General features: G+C 45.2%; 13 protein-coding genes and 2 pseudogenes. 7 read left to right on the top strand and 8 right to left on the bottom strand.

Translation table 11 applies throughout. The features are described from left to right. Nucleotides 1-2: 2 nt before the first annotated feature. Nucleotides 3-1,472, top strand: a complete 1,470-nt coding sequence (gene gatB, locus GJV44_RS04180; RefSeq protein WP_226806467.1) for an Asp-tRNA(Asn)/Glu-tRNA(Gln) amidotransferase subunit GatB — start codon at nucleotides 3-5, stop codon at nucleotides 1,470-1,472. Between the two features lie 207 nt (nucleotides 1,473-1,679). Then, nucleotides 1,680-2,474: an exodeoxyribonuclease III gene (locus GJV44_RS04175; protein WP_226806466.1), complete on the top strand. Its 795-nt coding sequence runs from the start codon at nucleotides 1,680-1,682 to the stop codon at nucleotides 2,472-2,474. Between the two features lie 321 nt (nucleotides 2,475-2,795). On the opposite strand, the gene GJV44_RS04170 is transcribed toward GJV44_RS04175, so the two are convergent. Continuing rightward, nucleotides 2,796-4,079 carry an AmpG family muropeptide MFS transporter gene (locus tag GJV44_RS04170; protein ID WP_226806465.1) on the bottom strand — a complete coding sequence of 428 codons (1,284 nt, stop codon included), beginning with the start codon at nucleotides 4,077-4,079 and terminating at the stop codon, nucleotides 2,796-2,798. 1,867 nt (nucleotides 4,080-5,946) lie between these two features. After that, nucleotides 5,947-6,822 (bottom strand): annotated as a pseudogene (argB, locus tag GJV44_RS04165) (acetylglutamate kinase). A 1,433-nt stretch (nucleotides 6,823-8,255) separates the two neighbouring features. Between argB and GJV44_RS04160 the strand changes: the two are divergent. Then, a complete protein-coding gene (locus GJV44_RS04160) occupies nucleotides 8,256-8,420 on the top strand; it encodes a response regulator (RefSeq protein WP_226806464.1) in 165 nt (54 codons plus the stop codon). Between the two features lie 159 nt (nucleotides 8,421-8,579). Here GJV44_RS04160 and hslU read toward each other — a convergent pair whose 3' ends face one another. The 4 genes from hslU to dapF all read right to left on the bottom strand — a co-directional run bounded on the left by hslU (nucleotide 8,580) and on the right by dapF (nucleotide 13,472). Next, nucleotides 8,580-9,920 (bottom strand): ATP-dependent protease ATPase subunit HslU, encoded by a 1,341-nt coding sequence (gene hslU / locus GJV44_RS04155; protein ID WP_226806463.1) that lies wholly within the window; start codon nucleotides 9,918-9,920, stop codon nucleotides 8,580-8,582. A 90-nt stretch (nucleotides 9,921-10,010) separates the two neighbouring features. After that, complete coding sequence (gene hslV, locus GJV44_RS04150) at nucleotides 10,011-10,547, bottom strand: ATP-dependent protease subunit HslV (protein WP_226806462.1); 537 nt, start codon at nucleotides 10,545-10,547, stop codon at nucleotides 10,011-10,013. 234 nt (nucleotides 10,548-10,781) lie between these two features. After that, nucleotides 10,782-11,201 (bottom strand): RNA polymerase-binding protein DksA, encoded by a 420-nt coding sequence (dksA, locus tag GJV44_RS04145; RefSeq protein ID WP_226806925.1) that lies wholly within the window; start codon nucleotides 11,199-11,201, stop codon nucleotides 10,782-10,784. Between the two features lie 1,392 nt (nucleotides 11,202-12,593). Next, complete coding sequence (dapF, locus tag GJV44_RS04140; RefSeq protein WP_226806461.1) at nucleotides 12,594-13,472, bottom strand: diaminopimelate epimerase; 879 nt, start codon at nucleotides 13,470-13,472, stop codon at nucleotides 12,594-12,596. Between the two features lie 634 nt (nucleotides 13,473-14,106). On the opposite strand from dapF, the gene metK reads away from it, so the two are divergent. Further along, a complete protein-coding gene (metK, locus tag GJV44_RS04135; RefSeq protein ID WP_226806460.1) occupies nucleotides 14,107-15,294 on the top strand; it encodes a methionine adenosyltransferase in 1,188 nt (395 codons plus the stop codon). 467 nt (nucleotides 15,295-15,761) lie between these two features. On the opposite strand, the gene GJV44_RS04130 is transcribed toward metK, so the two are convergent. Both GJV44_RS04130 and GJV44_RS04505 read right to left on the bottom strand, forming a co-directional pair. Beyond that, nucleotides 15,762-17,168 carry a branched-chain amino acid transporter BcaP gene (locus GJV44_RS04130; RefSeq protein WP_226806459.1) on the bottom strand — a complete coding sequence of 469 codons (1,407 nt, stop codon included), beginning with the start codon at nucleotides 17,166-17,168 and terminating at the stop codon, nucleotides 15,762-15,764. Nucleotides 17,169-18,552: 1,384 nt separating this feature from the next. Then, nucleotides 18,553-18,678, bottom strand: a complete 126-nt coding sequence (locus tag GJV44_RS04505; RefSeq protein ID WP_276310870.1) for a hypothetical protein — start codon at nucleotides 18,676-18,678, stop codon at nucleotides 18,553-18,555. A 579-nt stretch (nucleotides 18,679-19,257) separates the two neighbouring features. Between GJV44_RS04505 and GJV44_RS04580 the strand changes: the two are divergent. The 3 genes and pseudogenes from GJV44_RS04580 to metF all read left to right on the top strand — a co-directional run bounded on the left by GJV44_RS04580 (nucleotide 19,258) and on the right by metF (nucleotide 21,966). Next, nucleotides 19,258-20,651 (top strand): annotated as a pseudogene (locus GJV44_RS04580) (adenosylhomocysteinase). 77 nt (nucleotides 20,652-20,728) lie between these two features. Beyond that, on the top strand, nucleotides 20,729-21,094 hold the full coding sequence (locus GJV44_RS04115; RefSeq protein WP_226806458.1) for a phage holin family protein: 366 nt from the start codon (nucleotides 20,729-20,731) through the stop codon (nucleotides 21,092-21,094). Between the two features lie 41 nt (nucleotides 21,095-21,135). After that, nucleotides 21,136-21,966: a methylenetetrahydrofolate reductase [NAD(P)H] gene (metF, locus tag GJV44_RS04110; RefSeq protein WP_226806457.1), complete on the top strand. Its 831-nt coding sequence runs from the start codon at nucleotides 21,136-21,138 to the stop codon at nucleotides 21,964-21,966. Nucleotides 21,967-23,507: the final 1,541 nt, after the last annotated feature.

The following is a 23,507-nucleotide window of genomic DNA, read 5'->3' as shown; positions in this document are numbered from 1 at the left end:
GCATGCAGTGGGAAGTAGTAATTGGGTTAGAGACACACGTGCAGTTGTCTACTAAGTCTAAGATTTTTTCCGGGGCCTCTACCCGCTTTGGAGCCGAGCCGAACACACAGGCTTGTGTAGTTGATCTAGCTTTGCCTGGGGCGCTCCCCGTCATGAACTGGGGGGCTGTTGAGCGAGCAATACGATTTGGGTTAGCGATTTTCGCGCCGATCGCGCCGCGCAGCGTATTTGTACGCAAGAATTATTTCTATCCGGATTTACCTAGAGGTTACCAAATTAGCCAGTATGAGTATCCGATTATACAAGGCGGCTCAATTACTATCCAAGTAGAAGCAAAAAAAAAGACTAGTAGCTACACATACGAGAAGACTATTAGATTGATGCGCGCACACCTTGAGGAAGATGCTGGCAAGTTGGTACACGAGGATTCTACTAGAATGACCAGTATCGATCTGAATCGTGCTGGTATACCGCTACTAGAGATTGTAACTGAGCCAGACATGTGCAGCGCCGCCGAGGCAGTAGCCTATGCAAAGGCGCTACATGCACTTGTTGTCTGGCTGGATATTTGCGACGGAAATATGCAAAATGGATCGTTTCGCTGCGATGCGAACATATCAGTTCGCAGGCCTGGAGAGAAAGAATTCGGTGCGCGCGTAGAAATCAAGAATCTGAACTCGTTTCGGTTTTTAGAGGAAGCTATCCAACATGAGGTGAGTCGACAGATTCAGTTAATCGAAGAAGGCGGCACTATTGTGCAGGAAACCCGACTATATGACGAAAATCACGGCGAAACACGATCGATGCGCAGCAAAGAAGACGCACATGACTATCGTTATTTACCCGATCCAGATCTGATGCCGTTGATTATAAATAAAGAGTGGATCGCAGAGATTCGCCATACGCTGCCTGAATTACCGGACGCAATGAAGAAACGCTTTACCAATCAGTATGGTTTACCTGGTTATGCTACAGGCGTGCTTACTACATCACGGGCACTGGCTGTATACTACGAGCAAGTGGTATCTAAAATAGGTATTGCGAATGCAAAGATGGCTGCAAACTGGGTAATAGGCGAGCTTTCGTTTCAACTAAACCGCAATAGATTAGAAATTGGAGAGACGTTAGTCTCTGCCACACAATTAGCATTGGTGCTTCTTCGGATTGCCGATGGCACGATCTCGCATAAGATTGGTAAAGAGATTTTTTACACAATCTGGGAAGAAAAAGCTATCGATGATGCGGCAGCCGACCGCCTTATCGAGGCTAAGGGGCTCAGGCAAATATTAAGTAGCGAAACTCTTGGGGCTATCTTAGATGAGGTGTTCGCCGCTCATCCTCATTTTGTCGACGAATACCACGCCGGCAAGAACAAAGCTTTTAACGCGCTGATCGGTCAAGTGATGAAAGTTACACAGCAGCGGGCAAATCCGAAACAAGTGAGCGAACTGCTGAAAAAAAAGCTGTCCTAACCATATACATTAGTGCTGCATACCAGCAGATTTAAGCATTAATCTCGGCCTGATGTTTGTTGAAATCCTACTAGGATCACTATCGAGATTAGACCCTGCGATATTCTTTGGATCAGTATTCAACCAGATTCTCACGAGAATCTCTGGAGTGTTCTGAATATAGATGGGACTTTCTTGCCTTATCTGTCAACAAGGAAATCACAAATTGTGCTACGAGTTATAACTGCTAATCTAAATGGCATACGTTCTGCCGCAAAGAAGGGCTTTTTTGACTGGTTTAGTAAACAAAACGCCGATATCGTCTGTGTGCAAGAAATTAAGTGCTCGCCGGATGATATGATGCCCGGATTTCTTACGCCGCATGGCTACACCGGATATTTCTTGCATGCGCAGAAGAAAGGTTATAGCGGCGTTGGACTTTATACGAAGCATAAACCAGATAAGTTTATTACTAGCTTTGGAAGCAAGGTGTTTGATCATGAGGGGCGTTATAGCGAACTGCGCTACGGTAATTTGTCACTAGTGTCAGTCTATGTACCTTCAGGTTCAAGTGGTAAAGAGCGACAAGCAGTGAAGTACCTCTTTATGGACGATTTTTATGTACATCTAGATGAGCTTCGGCGGAATCGAGAAGTAATTCTCTGTGGTGATATTAATATTGTACACAAAGAAATCGACATTAAAAATTGGAAAAGTAATCAAAAGAACTCTGGGTGCCTACCTCAAGAGCGTGCGTGGTTAAGCAAGGTATTTGATGAGCTTAATTACATAGACGTCTTTCGCAGACTAGATTCTCGTCCAAAACAGTACACGTGGTGGAGCAATCGAGCTCAGGCTTATGCGAAAAACGTTGGATGGAGAATCGATTACCAGATTGCAACGTCGGGCATTGCTACAACAGCGAGGTGTACATCGATCTTTCGTGATATTAAGTTTAGCGATCATGCGCCGCTGATCATTGACTACGACTATGCGTGGAGGAGCTGTAAGGATTCCTGCTAAACAGTACCTTATCATCAGAAAACCCTAAATACGATTTAGGGTAACTATGCGTTATCAATTTGAACTGCATATATCGATTTTACTAATGACTAAAACAAAGATTATTCTCATTTGGTAGTCATTGACGGCTATCCCTAGTGCTTAGAACTATAACCTGATGCTCAAGTAGAATCGTAGTAGAATTGAGTTACGGAGCGTTTTTAAGATAACAAAAAGCACAGCTTTAGTCGAACGGTGTGGATCTAGAGCTGTTTGCCCTCGTCTATATGCCTATGTTTCAGTATTTTGAGTTACATATATACTATATCGATTCTGTAGTTGCTAGTATCTCCTCCATGGCGCAATCCGCGGAAGCAGCAGCATACCTGGGATTGCTAGAAGCGCGCACAGCAGAAAGAACTCAAACCATCCGATCTGGGCAACGATATATCCAGCTCCTGCATTAGCAAATGTGCGAGGTACTGATGCAAGACTAGTGAACAATGCAAACTGCGTTGCGGTATAGCGTGGGTCGGTAGTGCTAGCAATATACGTAGTAAACGCTGCCGTACCTAAGCCCGTGGCAAATGCCTCAAGACTAATAACAACAGCTAATCCAGGTAGTGTGTAGCCCGTCCTCGCAAGCGCTGCGAAACCAAGAACGGCAACTATCTGCGCGACCCCAAAAATCCACAGGCCACGCGCTGTGCCAATACGCATTAACCACATACCCCCAAAGATACCGCCGGCAATACTTGCCCAGAAGCTGCTAGTCTTAGACACTAGTCCTATCTCAGTTTTTGTGAAACCGATATCCAGATAGAACGACGTCGCTAGCGACGTCGCCATATTGTCACCGAGCTTATATAAAAAAACGAATGCTAGTACAATGAGTGCTTGTTTTATACCGTCTCGTGCAACGAATTCGCGGAACGGCATCACTACAGCCTCCTCTAACGTAGGGGGAAGTGTGCCGTGCACCTGCGGCTCTTGTACAACGAGAGCTGTCACTACGCCAGGCAACATGAACGCTGCGGTAACCGCAAAGACTGTTGACCATGCAAAGTGGTCTGCAAGGATCAACGACAGCGAACCGGGAACGAGAGCAGCTAACTTATACGCATTAACATGGATTGCTGTGCCGAGGCCTTGCTCAGTATCTTGTAGCAACTCACGTCGGTAGGCATCGAGTACAATATCTAAGCTTGCGCTAGCAAATGCCAGCGCAGCCGCAAGCACAGCTACCGTGCGAATAGAGTTGCTTTGCGACATAAAACCCATAGCTGAGACCAGCGCCAGAACACTAAGTTGAGTCAGCAACATCCAGCTGCGTCTACGTCCAGGGCGCCATGTACCAAATCCGGGCACGAAGCGATCCATTAACGGCGCCCATACAAACTTCCACGTATAGGGAAACTGCAGCAATGCGAATAGGCCAATGGTTTTAATATCGACGCCACCGCTACGCAGCCACGCCTGCATCAGATTGAGCAGCGTAAACAGCGGCAGGCCCGACGTAAATCCAAGAAACACGCAGATTAACATGCGCGTATTAAGATAGGCTTTCCATCCCGAGTGAGGATCGGGTGGAGCTAGTGTGCGGGCTTCGTGAGGCGGAGTGGACATAGGTCTGCGTTAAACGAAGGGAGCCGGTCAAATTGTCTTGAAACAATAACTAATAAAACTAGTACGACAGTTTTGTCTCAACCGGATCGGTTGATTGCCATGTAGTACATCTCGGCCCAAGGCTCTAATGCTACTCGCTGGAGCGAGTGATTGTAAGTTGCAGATCGTCAGCGCATGCATGTTTAGTGTATTGAATCTTTAATAAGAAAGTGCTTTTAGAATCAGCATGTTTTTATGGCGTACTACTATAATACAAGGCGATATTGCCAGGAGCTGAAATTTAGAAAAAATAAATATATTAGCAGGATTAGTTAAAACGTGTGTTTGTGTCTTTAAACAGGCGCGCACTGTTTTTTGAATTTTTCTGGATTGAGTCTATCATATAGCTGCGCTTTGTAGTTGCGCTGTAGCCGGACGAATACGTTATGCCTGATCATCTGCGATTTCCTCAGTCTTTAATACAGATTGACGCCGCAACCATAATAGCATACTAGTTTTCAACTATGGAAATTCCGATCTAGCAGACGCATCGGGTGGGCGACTTTGTTACCTCTATTTAGGGCCAACAATCCCACAGCATCGAGAAGAAGACTGCACAATATAAAGTGCGCTGCAAATATAAGATACTTTGGCCAGTATACGCATTCCGCCGAGCGAACAACTCATTTTTGCGGTAAAGCACTCGGTGTTGAAGTGATCGGCAACGAGCGCATGCATATCGCGATAGCTCTTTATCATGACCAGTGAAAATCGGCCCCCATATGGGGGCCGCGACTAAATAGGTTTTTATTAGCTCAGTAAAATCGAAGCGTGAAATCAGATTTTTTTCGTTAACTACGAAGAATTGATTTCTGTCGAGGGATTGGATTCGATTCAGCATATTATGCTAACAACATAGGTTTTGGGGCTGGTGTTTATACACCCTCGCTAGATGATGCTGCTCGTTTGGCACGTGATAGACAAGAGCCGAATTAAAACGTATAGCGTTAAAAACGCCATAAGTTTTAATCGATAGATCATAGCTGTCAAGTGACAGCTAATTTGGGGATGTTGGTGTTTCAGGGTGAAGTGTTTTTGAACAATGATTCCAAGAGAATCATATACAACTTATTTTCTTGTTGGTATTGTTTTTTGTTTCAGCAGGCGTGCGGATAGCAAGTCATGCTGAAATGTAATAGCGCTGTGTGTGTATTAACAAACATTCAGGAGTACTGATGACTGATTTAGTCAGATCTACAATGAACCACCCAAGTTCTCACACCTATAATGACGCTACCTAATTAGTTCGCAGTAGATAGTTTGCATGAAGGATCTTCAATATAAACAAAATTTTCTTATGGTGTAGACGGAATAGCATGCAGCTATTGAAGCAACAACTTGCCGTGCATTGGGTTTTCGAACACCTTATTAAAGCAGCTGTATACTAAAATTTTCTAGTATACAAGCTGAAGATAGAGTTCATGAGCGCGATGCTAGATGATTAGCTAAACAGCAAAGTATCAGCGAATCAGCGTATGCCAGATTTAAGCTCTAGCGCACTAATTCGTCTATACGTTCAGTACATGGCAGGTATCGAGCGTGATGCTGTACTAGCTAGCTGCACTGCGATCGAGGATGGTGGTGAATAGCGTTGTCTGACAGTATAAATTGTGTACGACTCAGATGATATGCTCAGGCGAAGTTACTATCGACTAGTCGATAATAGTACTCAGTACCTGGCCGGAATTCTTGAGTATAAGTGATGTGTCCCAGACTATTTCATAGTTTGTAGTTCTAAGAGCATGTAGAACTTTAAGAATAGATGACATGGTTATGCCACGCGAAGCAGTATGCTGCTAACTGCGCGAACTAGCATAGTTTAGTGAGATTAGATTATCGTGCCGAATAGCTGCTCATGCAGAATGTCGAGCAACACCGAGATACTGGTGCGTGATATGTCCGTTAATGATGCGTACGGAGCGGGCGCCGTTTTTAGTTGTACACAGCGCGTCGACATCTCCGGCCGCACACTACCGGGATTGTGCCATCGGGGAATAGTATATTGATACTATAGATAGATCGTAGGTAACATACCGTTCTTGTCTACGATTCCTGAGATGTTCGTCATTATCACTAGTCTTTCTGCATTCAACATGCTTGCTAGTTTAGCCACAACTAAATCCGCGTTAATATTATATGCGGCGCCCTGTTTCGCTGCAGCCAATCGGCAATATAACTGGGATAAATGCATCGTTCTGCAACGCTAGAACAACTGCTGGATTAATGAAGGTAACCTCGCCGACCCGACGCATGACAATAAATTTTCCTGGTTTTTCCGGATCCGCCAACCGAAGCCTGCGTGTATGGATTAATCTGTCATCTTTTTCAATTAAACTCACTATGTTGCTGCCAGTATGATGAATGAGTGTGACGATATCCTGTGGCACTTCTCCACCGCGCACCCATGCGACGACCCACATCGTTTCCTTATCTATCACTCGCATGCCTTACACCAATGTGTTTTGCTTGCCGATTTTCTTCAGCGCTTGGTCAATCTGCGGGCTGTCCCCTGGACTGTAATTGGATTCATGCCCACTAACTTTAGTAATGCCACGTCGCGTGCCAAGCTTCTCTTTAAGCTCTCCTTGGTTATTGCGTGTCCACCATACTTAATTACGACTATCTTGTCGTGGTATCGGAAGATGTCAGGAAAGCTCCCGCAAGGATATCGATCCTTAGATAGATGGAGTGGCATGCATATCATTAGCGATGGATATGGCACGAGCAGTCTGAGCAAAAAAACAACATGAATTTTACGAGACTAAAGTATCGACACTATGTCAGCATCTGGGCTTTTTCGATATGCCGATCGTTTTGACGTATTGTAGATAAAAAGCACTGATACACTAGCCATATGGCAAGTAATCGTGCCAATATTGCAGCATTGCGATGCTGGTCTGTACGAAATTTTTGTGTTTGCCTTGGCGAATACGCACTTCTTACTATAGTGCGCTAGCTTTTTCGTCATGGTATCCGTCCTCGAGAGTCATCGAGTTTCATTAGGCTTGAGGAATGATGCGCTCTAGCTGAGTTTCCCTGGATAGCATTGGGACAACCATTAGCCAGCGCCGTTGTATACCAGCCTATAGTGGAATTCTCTGCTCACCAAGACACTTATGATCATCACAGTAGAAGTAACTTTCACATTCTAAGGTAGATCTAGTCGACTTCAGTTAAGTTCGAATACATATCGAGCTGATAGGGTAGCTATGGGTTGACCTAGGTATGCTATCTGCGCTGCTTTTCTTTCTTACCCCGTTCGTATCACACTGTACCTGCTCCTCGTTAGCGATTGCGGTGGCAGTTTTGTCTAGGCGCCTGCCCTCCACAGCTCATATCGTTCGCCGTTGCCTAGCTAATTAGCTGCTTAATTTCAACTTATTGCTTTTAAGATAGATAGCTCTTGGGCGGCCCCGTTTAATTACTACCGAGCCAGATATAGGTAAACTGCATGGTCAGTGTCGGACTGACTTTATGGTTGTCTCTCACAATGTTGTCCGCACCGCGCTAAGGGCTCTGCAGCTTTAAAAAAGGTGTAGGAGAAGCTGTTTCACGATGAGTGGGTGGATGGCGCAGGAGTGTGGGTAGCTAAAAGGCGCTGCGCGCAAGATTGATGCCTTATTTCGACCATTATAAAAGTAGCCGAAGAATTGCATAAACTATTATATGCTGATTGGCTCTTTCATCTTACAGGCTCATTTTGACCTTCTTGTATAACAGCTAGAGTTGTGCGAGCTTAGCGCTCGCTCAGCTCCCAGTATACCGGCGCTACTTACTACCACTTGCTGGCCAGAACCCGGTAGATAAGTTAGCTAGACGCATTTATTAAGCAGCGGTAGCTGCGTTACCCTGCATGCAAATTTCTTGCAAATCAGCACCGCGGCTCTCCGACGTATCGGTCGCTGATGCTGTGGCCGATCTAGATAGATCTAGACTGTTTTGTTAGATGATAGAGCTCAGCTTAGTTACAAATATGAAAAGAATAAACTTCCTCAAGGTCGACGATGATTGGGTATTTGCTAGCGCGCTTACACGCGGTCTGAACCAGCGTGGCTAATACTTGTTCACTAGATAAATGACCGCGACAGCATGCTTTCAGCTGTACTGCCGTTCGGGCTAGGTTCTGGCTAGGTCACCATGGATTTAAATTTAGGCAATGATTCGAGGCTGTATTTCATTGAACCACTGCATAAACTAAAGCCTAAGGCTCGGATCAAGGAAGGAGCAAGCAGTTATCTCGCGAAGCTAGCTCGAGGTGTGCGCGATCGAGAATCTGATACTGTTTTCGGTAACTCAGCTTGAATTAGAGCATATTCAGCGCATATTGTCTGATAACAGTTCTAATATTCGGCGACCGCGCGTGCCGCCGATGAACCTGTATTGCCGTACGTTGTAACGCAATCTATCGAGATAACCGGTAAAGGCGATTGATAAGCTGTGCACGCATAGTGGAAAGCAACATTATAGCACATAGAGTGACAGATCTTCATTTTGCGAGGTATCGCGCAGTGCGTTATCTGCGTAAGCAGCATCAATCTTGACTGATTGACCAGGATGGCAGCCGGCCGAGAATGCAATCTCTTCAAGCAGTTTTTCAATCACTGTATACAACCGTCGCGCGCCGATGTTTTCAGTTTTTTCATTAACCGAAAAAGCGATTTCTGCTAGGCGCTTGATGCCATCTTCAGTAAACTCGAGTTGTACATGCTCGGTTGCAAGCAGTGCTTGATATTGCTTGACTAAGCTAGCGTCGGTGCGAACTAGGATCGATTCGAAGTCATCAACCGATAGTGAATCGAGCTCGACCCGGATTGGAAACCGCCCTTGTAGTTCGGGAATCAAATCGCTCGGTTTAGCTAAATGAAACGCCCCGCTAGCAATAAACAAGATATGGTCAGTTCTTACCATGCCGTACTTAGTATTAATTGTTGTGCCTTCTACAAGCGGCAACAAGTCGCGCTGTACGCCCTGACGTGATACCTCGTTATTGCCAGCCTCTTGACGAGATGCAATTTTATCGATTTCGTCGAGGAAGACGATGCCATTTTGTTCGGCGTTCTGCACGGCACGGATCTTGATATCCTCTTCGTTGACCATCTTAGCAGCTTCTTCGTCGGTCAATAACTTCAAGGCTTCTTTAATTTTGACTTTGCGGTGCTGTTTTTTTCCACTACCGAGATTAGCAAACATCGAACGAATTTGCTCTGTCATTTCCTCCATGCCGGGCGGGCCCATAATGTCCATATTAGCGTGTGGTGCCTCAATGTCGAGCTCAACTTCTTTATCGTCAAGCTGACCCTCGCGTAGCCTTCTACGGAATGTCTGACGGGTTGCGCTCTCGCAATCACTTTCCTCACTACTGGTCGGGCTAAAGTCGACAGGACGTGCCTCCGGTAGCAAGATATCCAAGATGCGATTTTCCGCCCGGTCTTGTGCTTTTGTGCAAACCTTGCGCATTTCTGATTCGCGTGTTTCCTTGACTGAGATATCAATCAGATCACGCACGATGCTATCAACATCGCGACCGACATAGCCAACTTCTGTGAATTTTGTAGCCTCGATCTTAATAAATGGTGCATTAGCGAGCTTAGCCAGGCGTCGCGCGACTTCGGTTTTGCCTACGCCAGTCGGTCCGATCATTAGAATATTTTTCGGGGTGATTTCCTGTCGCAATGGGTCTGGAACCTGCTGACGTCGCCAGCGGTTGCGAAGCGCGACCGCGACGGCGCGCTTAGCTCGGCCTTGGCCGATAATATGCTTGTCTAGCTCGGAGACAATTTCAGGGGGGGTCATAGTAGTCATGTTCGACATCCTTTAGATGGCACCAGGTCTAAACTGGCCCTTAAGCCTCGATGTAAGGGCACAATAGGCTGTGTATAGTTTCCCGGCTATTTATTCGATGGTTTCAATGACGCGATTGTGATTTGTATAAATACACATATCGCCGGCAATCGCGAGAGATTTTTCGACGACGTCGCGGGCGTTTAGCTGAGTGTTTTCTAGGAGCGCACGGGCTGCGGCCTGCGCATATGCGCCGCCCGAGCCGATGGCGCATATGCCATTTTCCGGATCTAGAACGTCACCATTGCCAGTAATGATCAGCGTCGTTTTCGCATCTGCAGCAATCAGCATTGCTTCTAAACGGCGCAGCATACGGTCGGTGCGCCAGTCTTTGGCTAATTCAACGGCGGCACGGGTCAGATTGCCTTGGTGCTTCTCTAGTTTTCCCTCAAAACGGTCGAGTAGCGAGAATGCATCTGCGGTGCCACCAGCGAAACCTACCAGTACCTTACCGCCGTAGATGCGCCGCACTTTTTTGGCGCCACCCTTCATAACAATGTTACCCAGAGTTACTTGACCGTCTCCGCCTAATGCAACATTATTGCCTCTCCGTATCGAGATGATGGTTGTGCCGTGATATTGCTCCATATACAATTTACAATTCCTTTAGGGCAGAGTTTCGCGCCAGTAGACGCGGGATAAGACCAAGATAATAAATTTCAGACTATCTTAGGGCGTCTGACGCAATGTCAAGGTGTAAGCGCACGATGCGGTACCGATATGACATATCCGCATGCAATAAATGCCACTATAAATAAAAAGCACGCCTATCGCGTGCAAAAGTAATCCGGACTGTACCGCTTTCGCTCAAGCAGCAATTTTTTAGTCACTAAACAGCTTTTGGCGCAGTTCACGGCGCTCTTGTGCCTCGAGCGATAGCGTTGCTGTGGGCCGCGCAAGTAGGCGACGAATACCGATAGGTTCGCCTGTTTCCTCGCACCAGCCATATTCAGCAGCCTCGATTCGCGTAAGTGATTGCTGAACCTTCTTTAGCAGCTTACGTTCACGGTCACGTGTGCGCAGCTCAATTGCGTGCTCTTCTTCAATCGTCGCGCGATCCGCCGGATCGGGAACAATCATCGTTTCTCGGAGATTTTCGGTCGTTTGATCGGCATTACGTAGGATTTCGGCCTGTAACTGTTCAAGCCTATGTTTGAAAAACGCGATCTGATCCTCATTCATGTAATCCTTATCGCTCATCTTCAAGATTTCTGGCTCGGTTAAAAGTTGTCTCGTCGTCATCTGGCTTATGTTCTTTATGGTCATGCGATACATTGAGCGTTACTCGCATCTACGTACGTTGTGGCAGGTTGAGTAGCTTTTGCAGGAGCCAAAACTCTTTTTGGCGTCACGTTATTATCCCCCCAGTGGGCGCGTATTGTAACTGAAGTATAACGAGTGCCAAAAGCAGTAGAGCTACTTATCAAAGTGATATTCAGCTCTCTAAGAGATATACTAGCGTTTTTGTATATTTTTTCAATATATGCTAATGCATATGCAATCTAGACGAAGATAACTCTCATTTTTCCAGATAGGTGAAGCTGATACGCTGAGAAAGCATGCTCAACTTAGATTGAGTCTGATATGAATTAAGTCATCGATACCATATTCTGTAATGTATTTCATGAACAGCATGTATCTATAACATGATAAGCGCCCGCAGTAGATTGTCAGAATTCTTCCAAAAAATTCTCCAACTTTTAGGAAGTGAGTAGGTCTATACTGGTCTATATACAGAATTTATTTGTATCGTAATATACATAGTAGTGATTAATCCAGAGAGCCACGCCCGCCCGTGAGCGCCGACTTATAGATAATAATTACAACCCTGCTACTACATCTATATCGCAATACAGTTACTTTATCCCATATGCTGTTAGATCTATAGAAAAAATTGGAGATAAGCTCAAGTACGAGAGGGGTACTGATCAAGACTATAAACTTTCTTCACTGGCAATGGCTCACTTTGGGTTGATGTGCAACACGGCGAAACTTGACCTAATGGAAAAAGCTATACCTACCGATCTACGCTATAAACTATTTCAGATGAGCTCGAGGGTATAATTTAGATGGTTAATTCTAGTCAAGAAAATATTGAACTGGCGCGGTTTGAACTCGAACACGAAGCTCGAAATTGATTCTAGCAGGCCCCACTAAGATATGAAGCGTAAGCTCAACCACAGTACAAGTTATGTTCATTGGGAGTCTATAGATGATAGCATTCAGCAGGTCTATTATGGCAGTATACTAGGACAGTGGTATTGTCCGTCACTAGCGAAAATACTACAGGAAAAATTCGCTATTTCATCGCGGAAACGGCGTGAGTGTAGTAAGTCAAGTATTATTAAAAGCTGAATACACTTTCTATATTGGCCTCCTCAAATCTGCCACTATCTTTCTATACAGATTCGAGATTTGGACCAGAGAAAACAGCTTACCTTCGCAGCTGAAGAGCGGTAAATAAGCTAGTAGGGTAATTAGCAACTTTATAATTGATCATGATTGTTTCTAGATTAAGCGCAATAGGGCAGGCGATTTAAAGGAGTCTTATTTAACACAATACATATTGTACAGTAGATAAAATAACACCTTATTATCGTTAATTTATAGAATATTTTGGTGTATTGATCTCGGTCACGCAGGTAACTCGTCGGGCACATCAATTTCACCTTCGAACACAGTGGTTGCCGGGCCGGCCATCATTACCGGATTCTTACTGTCACATCTGCCGTTCCAAGAGATAGTTAACGTGCCGCCACGTGCTCGCACATACACCGGAGAATCTAGCACCCCTCGACGGATGCCGGCTACAACTGCCGCGCAAGCACCTGAGCCGCATGCGAGCGTTTCGCCTGCGCCACGCTCATAGACACGCAATTTTATCTCGTGCCTTGAGAGAATCTGCATGAATCCTGCGTTTATACGATTTGGAAAGTACTTATGTGACTCGATGAGTGGACCATCTCTGAGTACCGGTGCGGTGTTAGTGTCATCGACGATTTGCACGGCATGAGGATTTCCCATCGAGATGACAGAGATCCATTGTGTTGAGCCATTTATATTGAGTGGCCACAGTATATCCCCACCATCGTATTCTGGCTTTAGTCCCGATACATCAAACAGCGTCTGTGACGTAGTGAATGCTGGTGCACCCATATTAACAAGTACTTCACCATTATCCTGAACGCTTAACATAATTAGGCCGCGCTGTACTTGCACGCAAATCGTGTGTGCTCGACTTAGGCCGGTATTAAGTACAAACTTCATAAAGCAGCGTGCGCCATTTCCGCAGTGTTCGACTTCTCCACCATCGCAGTTGAAGATTCGATACTTGAAATCAGCCCCATTAAGCGTAGGACGCTCAACCAGCAATAACTGGTCCGCACCGACGCCGAAGTGGCGGTCGGCGAGATAGCGCACCAACGCCGGTGTGGGCAAGATCATGTTTCGCACGCCGTCAAGAACCACGAAATCATTACCGGCGCCATGCATTTTAGTAAATGTGAGCTTCATAGAACTATATTGTAGTTAGGCGATAGAAAAAGTCTCTGTTTCATCTAGTTAGCAAGTTTTTCAGCGTGCGCACGCTCAATAAGATTACATTTGGGATGCGCGGAATTTTCTACTTGGACTTAAAAAAATTAGCCTGCTTTAGTGTTGACGCGTAGCGTCGGCGGCTGGTTTGAGTTATGCAGGTACAGCACGCTATCGTGCTAGATCCATGTATCTTATTACCCAACACACTTAACCACAGCGCATTGTGCTCAACATGACTGAAAATTGTATGGCGGAAATGCTATAGCGACCTACCTGCGATAGGCTGTTATCTATCATAGGAATGGGTTTTTAAGCAGCCGCTCCGGTGATCATAAGATAATTCTTAGAATTCTTAGTATAAGCTAACATCGTGAATCTTGAAATTTTAGCTGTGGCCGGCGGAATAAGGAAAATAACGATTCATCTCTTATAAAAGATGATAGAAGTTATTATAATATAGACATCGCCAAGTTAATGAGCCCACTTGCTGGGCGATAGCGAGCGGAGTATCTAGCAAAGCAGCGTCCTGGAACGTAGTCTGTTAAAACACCGCTGCTTCGATCAGGGGCCGGCAATGTGAAAACGTAACCGATTTCACTGGAACCACCGAGTGGCGAATAACTATCTTTTTACTTCTGAATCCGTCTCTGAGGGTCATCCCGACAAGGTGGCTGACCAAATTTCAGACACGATCTTGGATGCAATCCTAACCCAGGATCGATATTCGCGTGTAGCGGCTGAAACGTTATGCAATACTGGTCTGGTAGTGCTGACGGGTGAAATTACAACATATGCAAATGTTGATTATATCCAGGTCGCACGCGACACGATCCGCCGAATTGGCTATAACAATACTGATTTTGGCATTGACTACCGCGGATGTGCGGTGTTGGTTGCTTACGACAAGCAGTCGCCGGATATTGCTCAAGGCGTAAACAATGCGCACGATGACAATTTAGATCAGGGTGCAGGTGACCAGGGTTTGATGTTTGGCTATGCGTGCGATGAAACACCCGAGTTGATGCCGTTACCAATCCACTTAGCGCACCGACTTGTCGAACGACAAGCGGATTTACGACGAGCCGGGCGTTTGCCGTGGCTGCGTCCAGATGCGAAGTCGCAAGTAACAGTGCGTTATGTCGATAGTCGTCCTGATTCGATCGACACAGTTGTTCTTTCTACGCAACACGCGCCAGATATCGATTTAGCTACGTTGCGCGAAGCGGTGATTGAGGAAGTCATAAAGCCAGTGCTGCCGAGTGATCTAATTAAGGACAATCTAACACTCCTTGTTAATCCGACCGGCCGATTTGTGATCGGCGGCCCTCAGGGCGATTGTGGACTCACCGGTCGCAAGATAATTGTTGATACGTACGGCGGGGCCGCACCACACGGTGGTGGGGCTTTTTCTGGTAAGGATCCGTCTAAGGTAGATCGTTCTGCTGCGTATGCAGGTCGTTACGTTGCAAAAAATGTCGTTGCCGCAGGCCTTGCATCGCGATGCCTGATTCAGGTGTCATACGCAATCGGGGTTGCTCGCCCGACATCGGTGATGGTCAATACTTTCAAGACCAGCCGAGTGCCAGATTCAGTGATTACTGAGCTTGTGCAGCAGCATTTTGATCTACGCCCAAAGGGTATCATTCAAATGCTAGACTTGCTGCGCCCTATTTATGCAAAGACTGCTTCCTATGGCCACTTTGGTCGCGAAGAAACCGGATTCTCTTGGGAAGCTACTGATAAAGCAATTGCTCTGTCCGAGGCGGCTGGCATTGAGCTGGTCAATATTTTTACCTAACCATACAGACTATAGTTGGTAACATACCTATATACTGATTCTCTTTTAATATACAGGTAAGCAGTATTTGGGATGTCACTTATATATTCTGAAATAGAAATAAAGACGATATTACTGCCATCTAACGGGATGAATAGAGTTATGCATGACGCGCTTTGAGAAGTCTTTCTATATTGCGCAGACAAGCTTTTTAAGGTTGATATTAATAACTTGTGCGCACGTAAGCCTGATAACCAATACTGGCCTAGCAGGCACGGATTGAGATTGCACCCGAGAAAATAGGCCTTCTGATGCGAGCGTTTCTGCATCGATAGAAATGTTTGCACATAAACTCTAATTTATTTGGCAGCATTTATTTTGTAATCAAAGCAGTCATCTGCTTTGATTAGCAATCCAATATTGTAAGCCAGATAGCTGACTTACATACATAAAATGTGTATGTAGTGCAGTCTTACTCAGCACGAGTGCTAGCCGTGCTCCGGATTTAATGCGAGCTTCGAATGCTGCCTAGAATAACTGAAGTAGACGGTCAGTCCTAGAGCAAGCCATGTCATGAATGACACCCACGTTATTGTTCGCAAGTGGGCCATTAAAAAGAAACAGGATGCGACAGCACATATCGGTACAAGTGGTACACCAGGGCACCTGAATGCGCGCGGTAGCGCGGGGTGTGTGCGGCGCAGGATTAGCACGGCAATAGAAACCATCGAGAATGCCGCTAACGTGCCAATATTAGTTAACTCTGCTAGGAGGTCTAATGGGACTAAGGCACCAATTAACGCAAAAAAGATGCCTACTAGCCATGTAGTAATTAGGGGTGTCTGAAAGCGCGGATGGACACGTGAAAGCGGTGCAGGAAGCAAACCGTCCCGTGACATCGCAAAGATGATACGTGTTTGGCCGTACATCATGACTAGAATTACTGTCAGCATGCCAAGTACCGCACCTAAATCAACGAGGCCAGCCACCCAGTCTACGCCGATTCTCTTCAGCACATAAGATACCGGATGCGATACATTCGCAAACTCACTGTAAGGCACGATGCCTGTGACAACGGCGGCAACTGCCATATACAGCGTTGCGCAGACGGCGAGCGATGCAATGATACCGATTGGTAAATCTCGCTCTGGGTTTTTAACCTCTTCCGCTGCCGATGATACCGAGTCAAATCCAATAAAGGCGAAAAACATGACTGCGGCAGCCCCGAATACACCTGCCCAGCCCATAGGCATAAATGGATGCCAGTGCGCAGGCCGAACATGGAATACGCCGACTGTAATGACTAGTAGGACGACAGCTACCTTAATCGAGACCATTACGTTGTTGACTCGAGCGGACTCACGCACGCCAATTGACAACAGGAGTGTAACAGCCATCATTACGAGAAAGGCTGGTAGATTGAACCACGTTGCACAGCCGGGCACGGTGCCTGGTGCTGCAGTTAGAGCGTGCGGCAGCGTAATTCCGAAGCCGGACAACAGTGACTGCAGGTAACCGGACCACCCAACTGACACTGCCGACGTTGCGAGCCCGTACTCAAGCATTAAATCCCAGCCGATTATCCAAGCAGCAAGCTCTCCTAGAGTCGCATACGAATAAGTATAAATCGAACCAGCAACCGGGATTGTCGACGAGAATTCGGCATAAGCAAGCGCTGCGAAGCAGCAAGCGATTGCTGCAATAACGAAAGACATTGTAAGAGCGGGACCAGCGATGACTGCGCCGGTTCCTGTTAGAACAAAGATGCCGGTACCGATAATCGCTCCGATACCGAGAAGCGTGAGATCTAGGGGTCCTAGTACTCTAGACAAGCTATCTCCGGTATTGCGCCGGGCCAGCATGTTACTAATATTTTTTTTTCTAATCAATGACATAAAGTATTACTCGGCAGCCGGGGATCGGCGAAAACGATTTTTATAAAGCAAGATATTGTAACTGAATAGTGTTACTAGTTGTCCTGTAGTTAGACTAATTAGTCTATAAGCGCTTATATGACTCAGTGACTAAGCACGTTGAAAGATAGAAAGCATCTATGCATAACATTCGGTATATAGCATCAGGCTTCTAGAGAAGGGCTGAGGATGACAGCTAGCCCGACGCGAAAAGTAGCATTGTATTCATGTGAAAAATCAGTTTTTATGAAACTATTCAAAATTCATTTCAGTTCATAAATTCAGTTCAGTTATTTTGAATATGCGCCTTGCGGATACGATATGTATCGAATAGCGCACCTTAAAATAAGATGAAGATCATGAAGTAAGGTAATGAAAGTAGATGCGATTACACATTCTAGTTATATCTCAATGTTGAGTGACATGGATATTGCATGTGCATTCTAATTGACATGATGGCGATAGTAGCGTGGTTCGAGAGAAAGATAATTTATTTAGGTAGGAGTAGCAACGTTTGCAACTCAATGCCGTGATAGCGAGAACCTGCTGCATATTCTACACAAGCAGGGCTACATCTCTCGTCTAGGTCTAAATGCGTCGTCCTCCGCTTAACCATGCTCTACTTCAACATGACAGCTTGGATTGGCCATAGTGATGGCAGATTCAAAAATCTCTAGCGCCTGCAGGATAGTACAGTTTTTCCTAGATAAAGCCTGTGAAGAGTAATGAGAGTGCCTTTAGCAGGGCACGTGGCAAGATGTGTTTATTTCGCAGACAGTTGATCATGTAATCTTAGATGTCCTAGCAATCTACGTTTGATAACTATGTGCTGCATTAGATCAACGGTTTCCGATTCGCACTGTTAAAGCAGCAGAGCCAGGATAAGGATGCTAGGGATTGGGTGAAAGTGCCACTAGTTCAGCTAGGATTCGTAAAAGTGTAGGTCTATAAGGCAAGTTGGTACTGGAAGCGGTAGTGTTCTGCTTTTAACTCTGCATATGATCTGGAGTATGGGTATCGCATAAACGCGTCCTGTTACGAATTTCGAGTTTTTTTATCTATGCAGCTCTATCTGTTGTTTCCACCAACTAGTGTCGATCATGTTGGTCTAGTTATCCGCAATATGCGATTCGCTTGTTTTTTTCAAGATCTGAGCGGAGACGTCTTAGTACATTACAATGCTGGATGTGTGCTGTTGTTCTATTTTGATATAACATGCATAGCTTTATCAGCTTATTCTGGCCGATATTAAACATTAATTTTTTAGTATCACTGGCTTTCTAGTAAGCCATATCAGTGACTCAACTCGAGTCTAGCAGTGAGATAATAAGTACAGAAAACGTAACGTCCACGGCTAAGATCTACTTTAGATTTGCTGCAAGCACTCACCGAATAGGGTAAAGCATGGATGTACTTCGGTTTCCGCATTAGCAATACGCAGCGCTGCCTCAATCACAAGGTTGCGTACGGTGATCTGTAAACTAATATACACAGACTATCGTAGTCGATCCTAGCCAGTCTCATTATCTATCGATTCAGTATGCCAAAGGCGAGTAACTATTGACGTTAAATAACCAGCGCCATAGCGCTGGTATGGATACTAGCTAGCCCTTACATTTCCGAAGAAATTATCAGTAGCTAATGCTACTGATATTGTTAGTTTATATTGTCGTAGGTGCGCAATCCGGAGGCGTCGATTGTTTGCGCTAGTATGAGCAGAATGTTAGTAGCTCCTACTGCTTAAAGGCTAATTGACGCAGGGTCGGGGACCGTTCTAGGACTTGTCAGTCAGATAAGAAAGCTCTTATTGCCAATCCGAGCCGTGGTGATGCCACTTTTAGTCCGCCTAGCTTAATTGAGCGATATTCCGAATCCGAATTTTTCTATAATAAGGTTCATTTTGAGAAGCGTTGAGATGGTTAGGTGGTCACTAAACTTAAAACGCCTCAATCTTGTGCATGCGGCCGGCGTGCACTCGTCGCTACAACGGCACTTACGTTTTTTATTTTCTTGAATAGGAGGGGCGCGATGAATTCAGTGGTTTATGCAAAAAACCCATTCAGAATAAGCCATCGCCGATTCGCCACTGCCCGCATTGGTATGCCGAGAGTTAAATATCGCCGGAACCGAAATTCCTAGTCTGCTATAGATCTCGCTATAAGTACTAAGCGGAACAGCTGCTAAAAGGTTTCCAGTATTGCTGGCTCGCTGTATATGACGATCCAGACAGGCGTCTTAATCAAGATAGCCAAGGGGTGGCCTAAGCGCCGATATACACCTGGGATTTTTGTCGAGCAACGTCTTCTCGCCACAAGATTTGCTGCAGCGGCGATTGCCAAAACCGGTGCGCCAGTATTTTCATATAAGTGTAAATCGCTAGACGAATATTAGGAATTTGCGCACTGGATCTTCGAATAACCTAACAACTGTTTACCGATATGATCTTGATAACGGCGGTGGAAGCTATACTGCCTCTGATCTGCTTCTAATTCTTAGCACATAGGCTGAGCAGGATGACTCGGTGATGGATCGGCCGCCAACGAAGAAGAGGTCGTTCCGTACAGAGCCGATTACTCGCTACCTAGACGCAAATCCGCGCTGGCACTCGATACGCTTAGCGCCTATTCGCGGAGTTACCAAAGTAACCACTACAACCGGTGTACATCGACTATACCAGTTAGGGTAGAGAGCCGACTACTATCTCCCCGGCTATTGATATGCGCGATTCGGTAACTAAATCCAAGTTTGATAAACTGTTAGTTTCCGTGTAACTCTAGTTACTAGAAATTTGACGGACCTGATAATTGTCGATAAGACTACCGTGGTAGCTAGCTATGGTGGTGTTATCAAGAGCTGCATACAATCCGGTGTGGGCTCGGCGCGCTAGTGTATGTCGCTGAGATTAATCTAATATGCGCATTTTAGGTGGCTATTAAAGAACCATAGTGCATCACACTAGACTACGCGACGCATAAAGCCAATATTTTTGTAACGATATCTTGCTATGATCATATGATCAACTGCAATCACATGCAGGCGATGCGCCATAATACGATCGCTGGTAATATTGATTACTTCAATTTTAAAATTGACGAGGCGTCCACACAGACAGTACCGGAAAGAGAATATTAGGCCATAATTATTTTCTATGGCAGTAATCGGGTAATTTTTCTTGACTGAGAAACGATTCGTGAATCTTGGGTGCGCAACCGGACACCCGTCGTTTGTTGTATCTCATTCGCTTACACATTAAGCGTTTGCACAGATCGAGTTATTCAGATTCCGGTGATCGGCATCTGAATAAAAGACTACGTATTGCCTAAGCGTTTATTTAAATAGAAAAGTTATGCGGTTATATCTAACGCGCATCGACTTGACGCTAATCGAACTGAGCGATACGCGGACGCGTGTATATTATCGTGGACGAGAACAGTTCATGCAAGGATGCACCACTACCATTACTAAACTAGGTCTGTGCGCACGCTAGAACATGGTCATGATAGCATCTTCTAGCGCACACCGGCTGTATCATGGAGCTACTAATGGCTGTATTACTGACTTGGTTGATGAATGGGCTTGCGCTATTAATCATCGCTTATGTGATGCCGTCGATCCAAATCAAAAACTTTATGACCGCATTGATCTTCGTGCTCCTGCTCGGTTTGATCAATGCGATCATCCGGCCAGTTGTAATCCTGTGCACACTGCCGCTAACTGTGCTTACCTTAGGATTGTTCATCCTAGTAATTAATGCGTTATGCTTTTGGTTGTGTGCAACTTTTCTTAGAGGGTTCGAGGTTTCCGGTTTTTGTTCGGCACTCTTTGGCTCAATTTTATATAGTACTTTATCGTATTTAATGAGTGCGCTGATCTTTAGACAGCGATTTACTGTCAAGCACTGGTATTAACATACGCCGATAAGAATTACTCTACTTTATTACCAATACATATGTCTTTGCCAAAAATCTCGTTCGAATTCTTTCCACCAAAGACAGCCGCAGGAACGGAAAAATTACGCGCAACGCGTGTGCAGCTGGCACCGCTTAAGCCAAAGTTCATGTCGGTGACATTTGGCGCTGGTGGTTCGACGCAGCAGGGCACACTTAATACTGTCCTCGAAATGGCGAGTGAGGGCTTTGAAGCGGCGCCACACTTATCGTGTATTGGTGCATCGAAAGAGAGCTTGCGCTGTATTCTAATGCAATACCGTGCGCATGGTATTCGGCATATTGTCGCACTACGCGGCGATTTGCCTTCTGGCATGGGGGAGATCGGTGAGTTGCGCTATGCGTGCGATCTTGTTACATTTGTACGCGCCGAGCATAGTGACTGGTTTCATATTGAGGTGGCCGCGTATCCTGAATACCATCCACAGTCAAAATCGCCTCGTGCAGATCTAGAGAATTTCATACGCAAGATGAAGGCAGGTGCAAATTCAGCAATTACACAGTATTTCTATAATGCGGATGCTTATTTCCGCTTCGTTGATGATGCGCACAAGCTTGGAGTCGACGCGCCGATTGTACCTGGAATTATGCCAATCACAAATTATATTCAGCTCATGCGGTTTTCTAAAATGTGTGGTGCAGAAGTTCCAAAGTGGATTTCTCGTCGACTAGAGGGTTTTGGTGACGATCGTGAGGCTATTCGTGCATTTGGACTAGATGTCATGACCGCAATTTGCGAGCGGTTAGTTGCGAATGGTGTTCCGGGATTACATTTCTATACATTGAACAGCGCAGTGGCTAGCAAGGTGATTTGTGAGCGGCTAAGCGGTTAAGTACAATAAAAACATCCTAGTGTTACGTGCATGAGCTCTTCCTGGTGTATCGAATATACGCTTTGTCGATCTTGCCGGTTTAGTGGAGTCTAGTGCGCTTGGGGGTTATGCTAGAGATACTCAGATAAAAATTTGGAGAAAGTATGCTATATAGCGCATATTACCCGAAAAAATCCACCTTGCGATCTACAGTGTTGTATTTTCCGCGTGCTTGCGCTGGGCACCAAGCAGTACCTGCTGATTCTGCCGCTCCGATGGAGACCTGATAGGTTATAAATCGGATTAATAGACGGCTGGTTAATTTTTCCGCTAATATCTACGCTACTAGTAATCGTCTTGTCTTCTAGATTTTAGGTGTAGTGCATAAAGATCAGGCAAGCCTAACTAAAACCTGGGGTGTGTTTCTGGATGGCCGTAAATATACTGTTGATTTATTAAATCATAGAGTTTTACTCGCACGATATAAAAAACAGATATGTGATTTTTAATACTAAAGCAAGGTATACTATTAATCTTCAAGAAGATGCTCGATCTAAAGATCGCTGCCAAACAAGTCGTATAAGATCAAGTTTTTATACATCTTCGATTTAAAAGTTAATAGGGGTAATAACAAAGAGTAAAAATATTGATTTACATAACAGCTCAGTGTACCTTGAAAAAGCAGTGCGTTGTTCTTGACGAATTTATAAGTAGAGTTGATTTCAATTGAGTTAACTAAATACGACGACTTGTTACTAAATAGTAATCCTCGCGCTATACTTAAATTAGAAACAGATCGACTGTAGATCATTTATCGTAAAAATTATATAAAGAATGCGCTAACGCATTTCTATAGCCATCACAATTACAGGACAGCCTGGAGCTGTTAAGATATTTGTGAGTATCATCCAGGTGTTTGGGTCTAAAAGCTTAAGCGTGGTGAATGCTATATTATGGTCTATTTGCAACTATCTAATATTAAGCTGATAAAGAGTAACTGCATCATGCAATTGCGGCACATGTTGGATATAGTGATTAATAAAAAGTGTCACATGCGTTGATGTGCCAGAGTGCGGTTAGCTCGCAACTGATCTGATCCTGTCGACATAATAATCGTACGCTATCCTAATCGGGATAGTGCCATATGATACGGAGCAAGCTAAAGTCCCGTGATTGTAGACAGGAAGGCGTCAAGAACAGATCTGAGGTGACATTGTGGGCTATTCTCGTGCAACCTTTGTGCTATCCGAATGATAAATTGATGACTAAGATAATGGGAACCTACTAAGAAATAATTGGTGTGTAGATCAAGATTATTCGAAAGATTGTACGCATCAATGGCAATAATATCGAGCCGGCGTCAGGATCGATATTATTCTTAGATGTGACGCGGTTTAGGTAATAATTGTGCCAAGTAGTTGCTAAAATCCCTGTAACGATTGAATTATTACTCAGAGCTAGACCATGAATCAGACGCGGTATGCAAAGCTATCACGGGGGGAGATCATGATTGGGCAATGCACTAGCCGACTGTGAAGACCGTTGTTTACTGCAAGACAACC

This window comes from Candidatus Vallotiella adelgis (genome assembly GCF_020541305.1).
GTDB classification, from domain to species: domain Bacteria; phylum Pseudomonadota; class Gammaproteobacteria; order Burkholderiales; family Burkholderiaceae; genus Mycetohabitans; species Mycetohabitans adelgis.
This window is presented reverse-complemented; position numbering and strand designations above follow the sequence as displayed.

Excerpts from the sequence above, each read along its gene's own strand:
- gatB (WP_226806467.1), top strand. The coding sequence starts at position 3 with ATGCAGTGGGAAGTAGTAATTGGGTTAGAGACACACGTGCAGTTGTCT.
- GJV44_RS04170 (WP_226806465.1), bottom strand. The coding sequence starts at position 4,079 with ATGTCCACTCCGCCTCACGAAGCCCGCACACTAGCTCCACCCGATCCT.
- GJV44_RS04160 (WP_226806464.1), top strand. The coding sequence starts at position 8,256 with ATGGATTTAAATTTAGGCAATGATTCGAGGCTGTATTTCATTGAACCA.
- hslU (WP_226806463.1), bottom strand. The coding sequence starts at position 9,920 with ATGACTACTATGACCCCCCCTGAAATTGTCTCCGAGCTAGACAAGCAT.
- hslV (WP_226806462.1), bottom strand. The coding sequence starts at position 10,547 with ATGGAGCAATATCACGGCACAACCATCATCTCGATACGGAGAGGCAAT.
- dksA (WP_226806925.1), bottom strand. The coding sequence starts at position 11,201 with ATGACGACGAGACAACTTTTAACCGAGCCAGAAATCTTGAAGATGAGC.
- dapF (WP_226806461.1), bottom strand. The coding sequence starts at position 13,472 with ATGAAGCTCACATTTACTAAAATGCATGGCGCCGGTAATGATTTCGTG.
- GJV44_RS04130 (WP_226806459.1), bottom strand. The coding sequence starts at position 17,168 with ATGTCATTGATTAGAAAAAAAAATATTAGTAACATGCTGGCCCGGCGC.
- GJV44_RS04115 (WP_226806458.1), top strand. The coding sequence starts at position 20,729 with ATGGCTGTATTACTGACTTGGTTGATGAATGGGCTTGCGCTATTAATC.
- metF (WP_226806457.1), top strand. The coding sequence starts at position 21,136 with ATGTCTTTGCCAAAAATCTCGTTCGAATTCTTTCCACCAAAGACAGCC.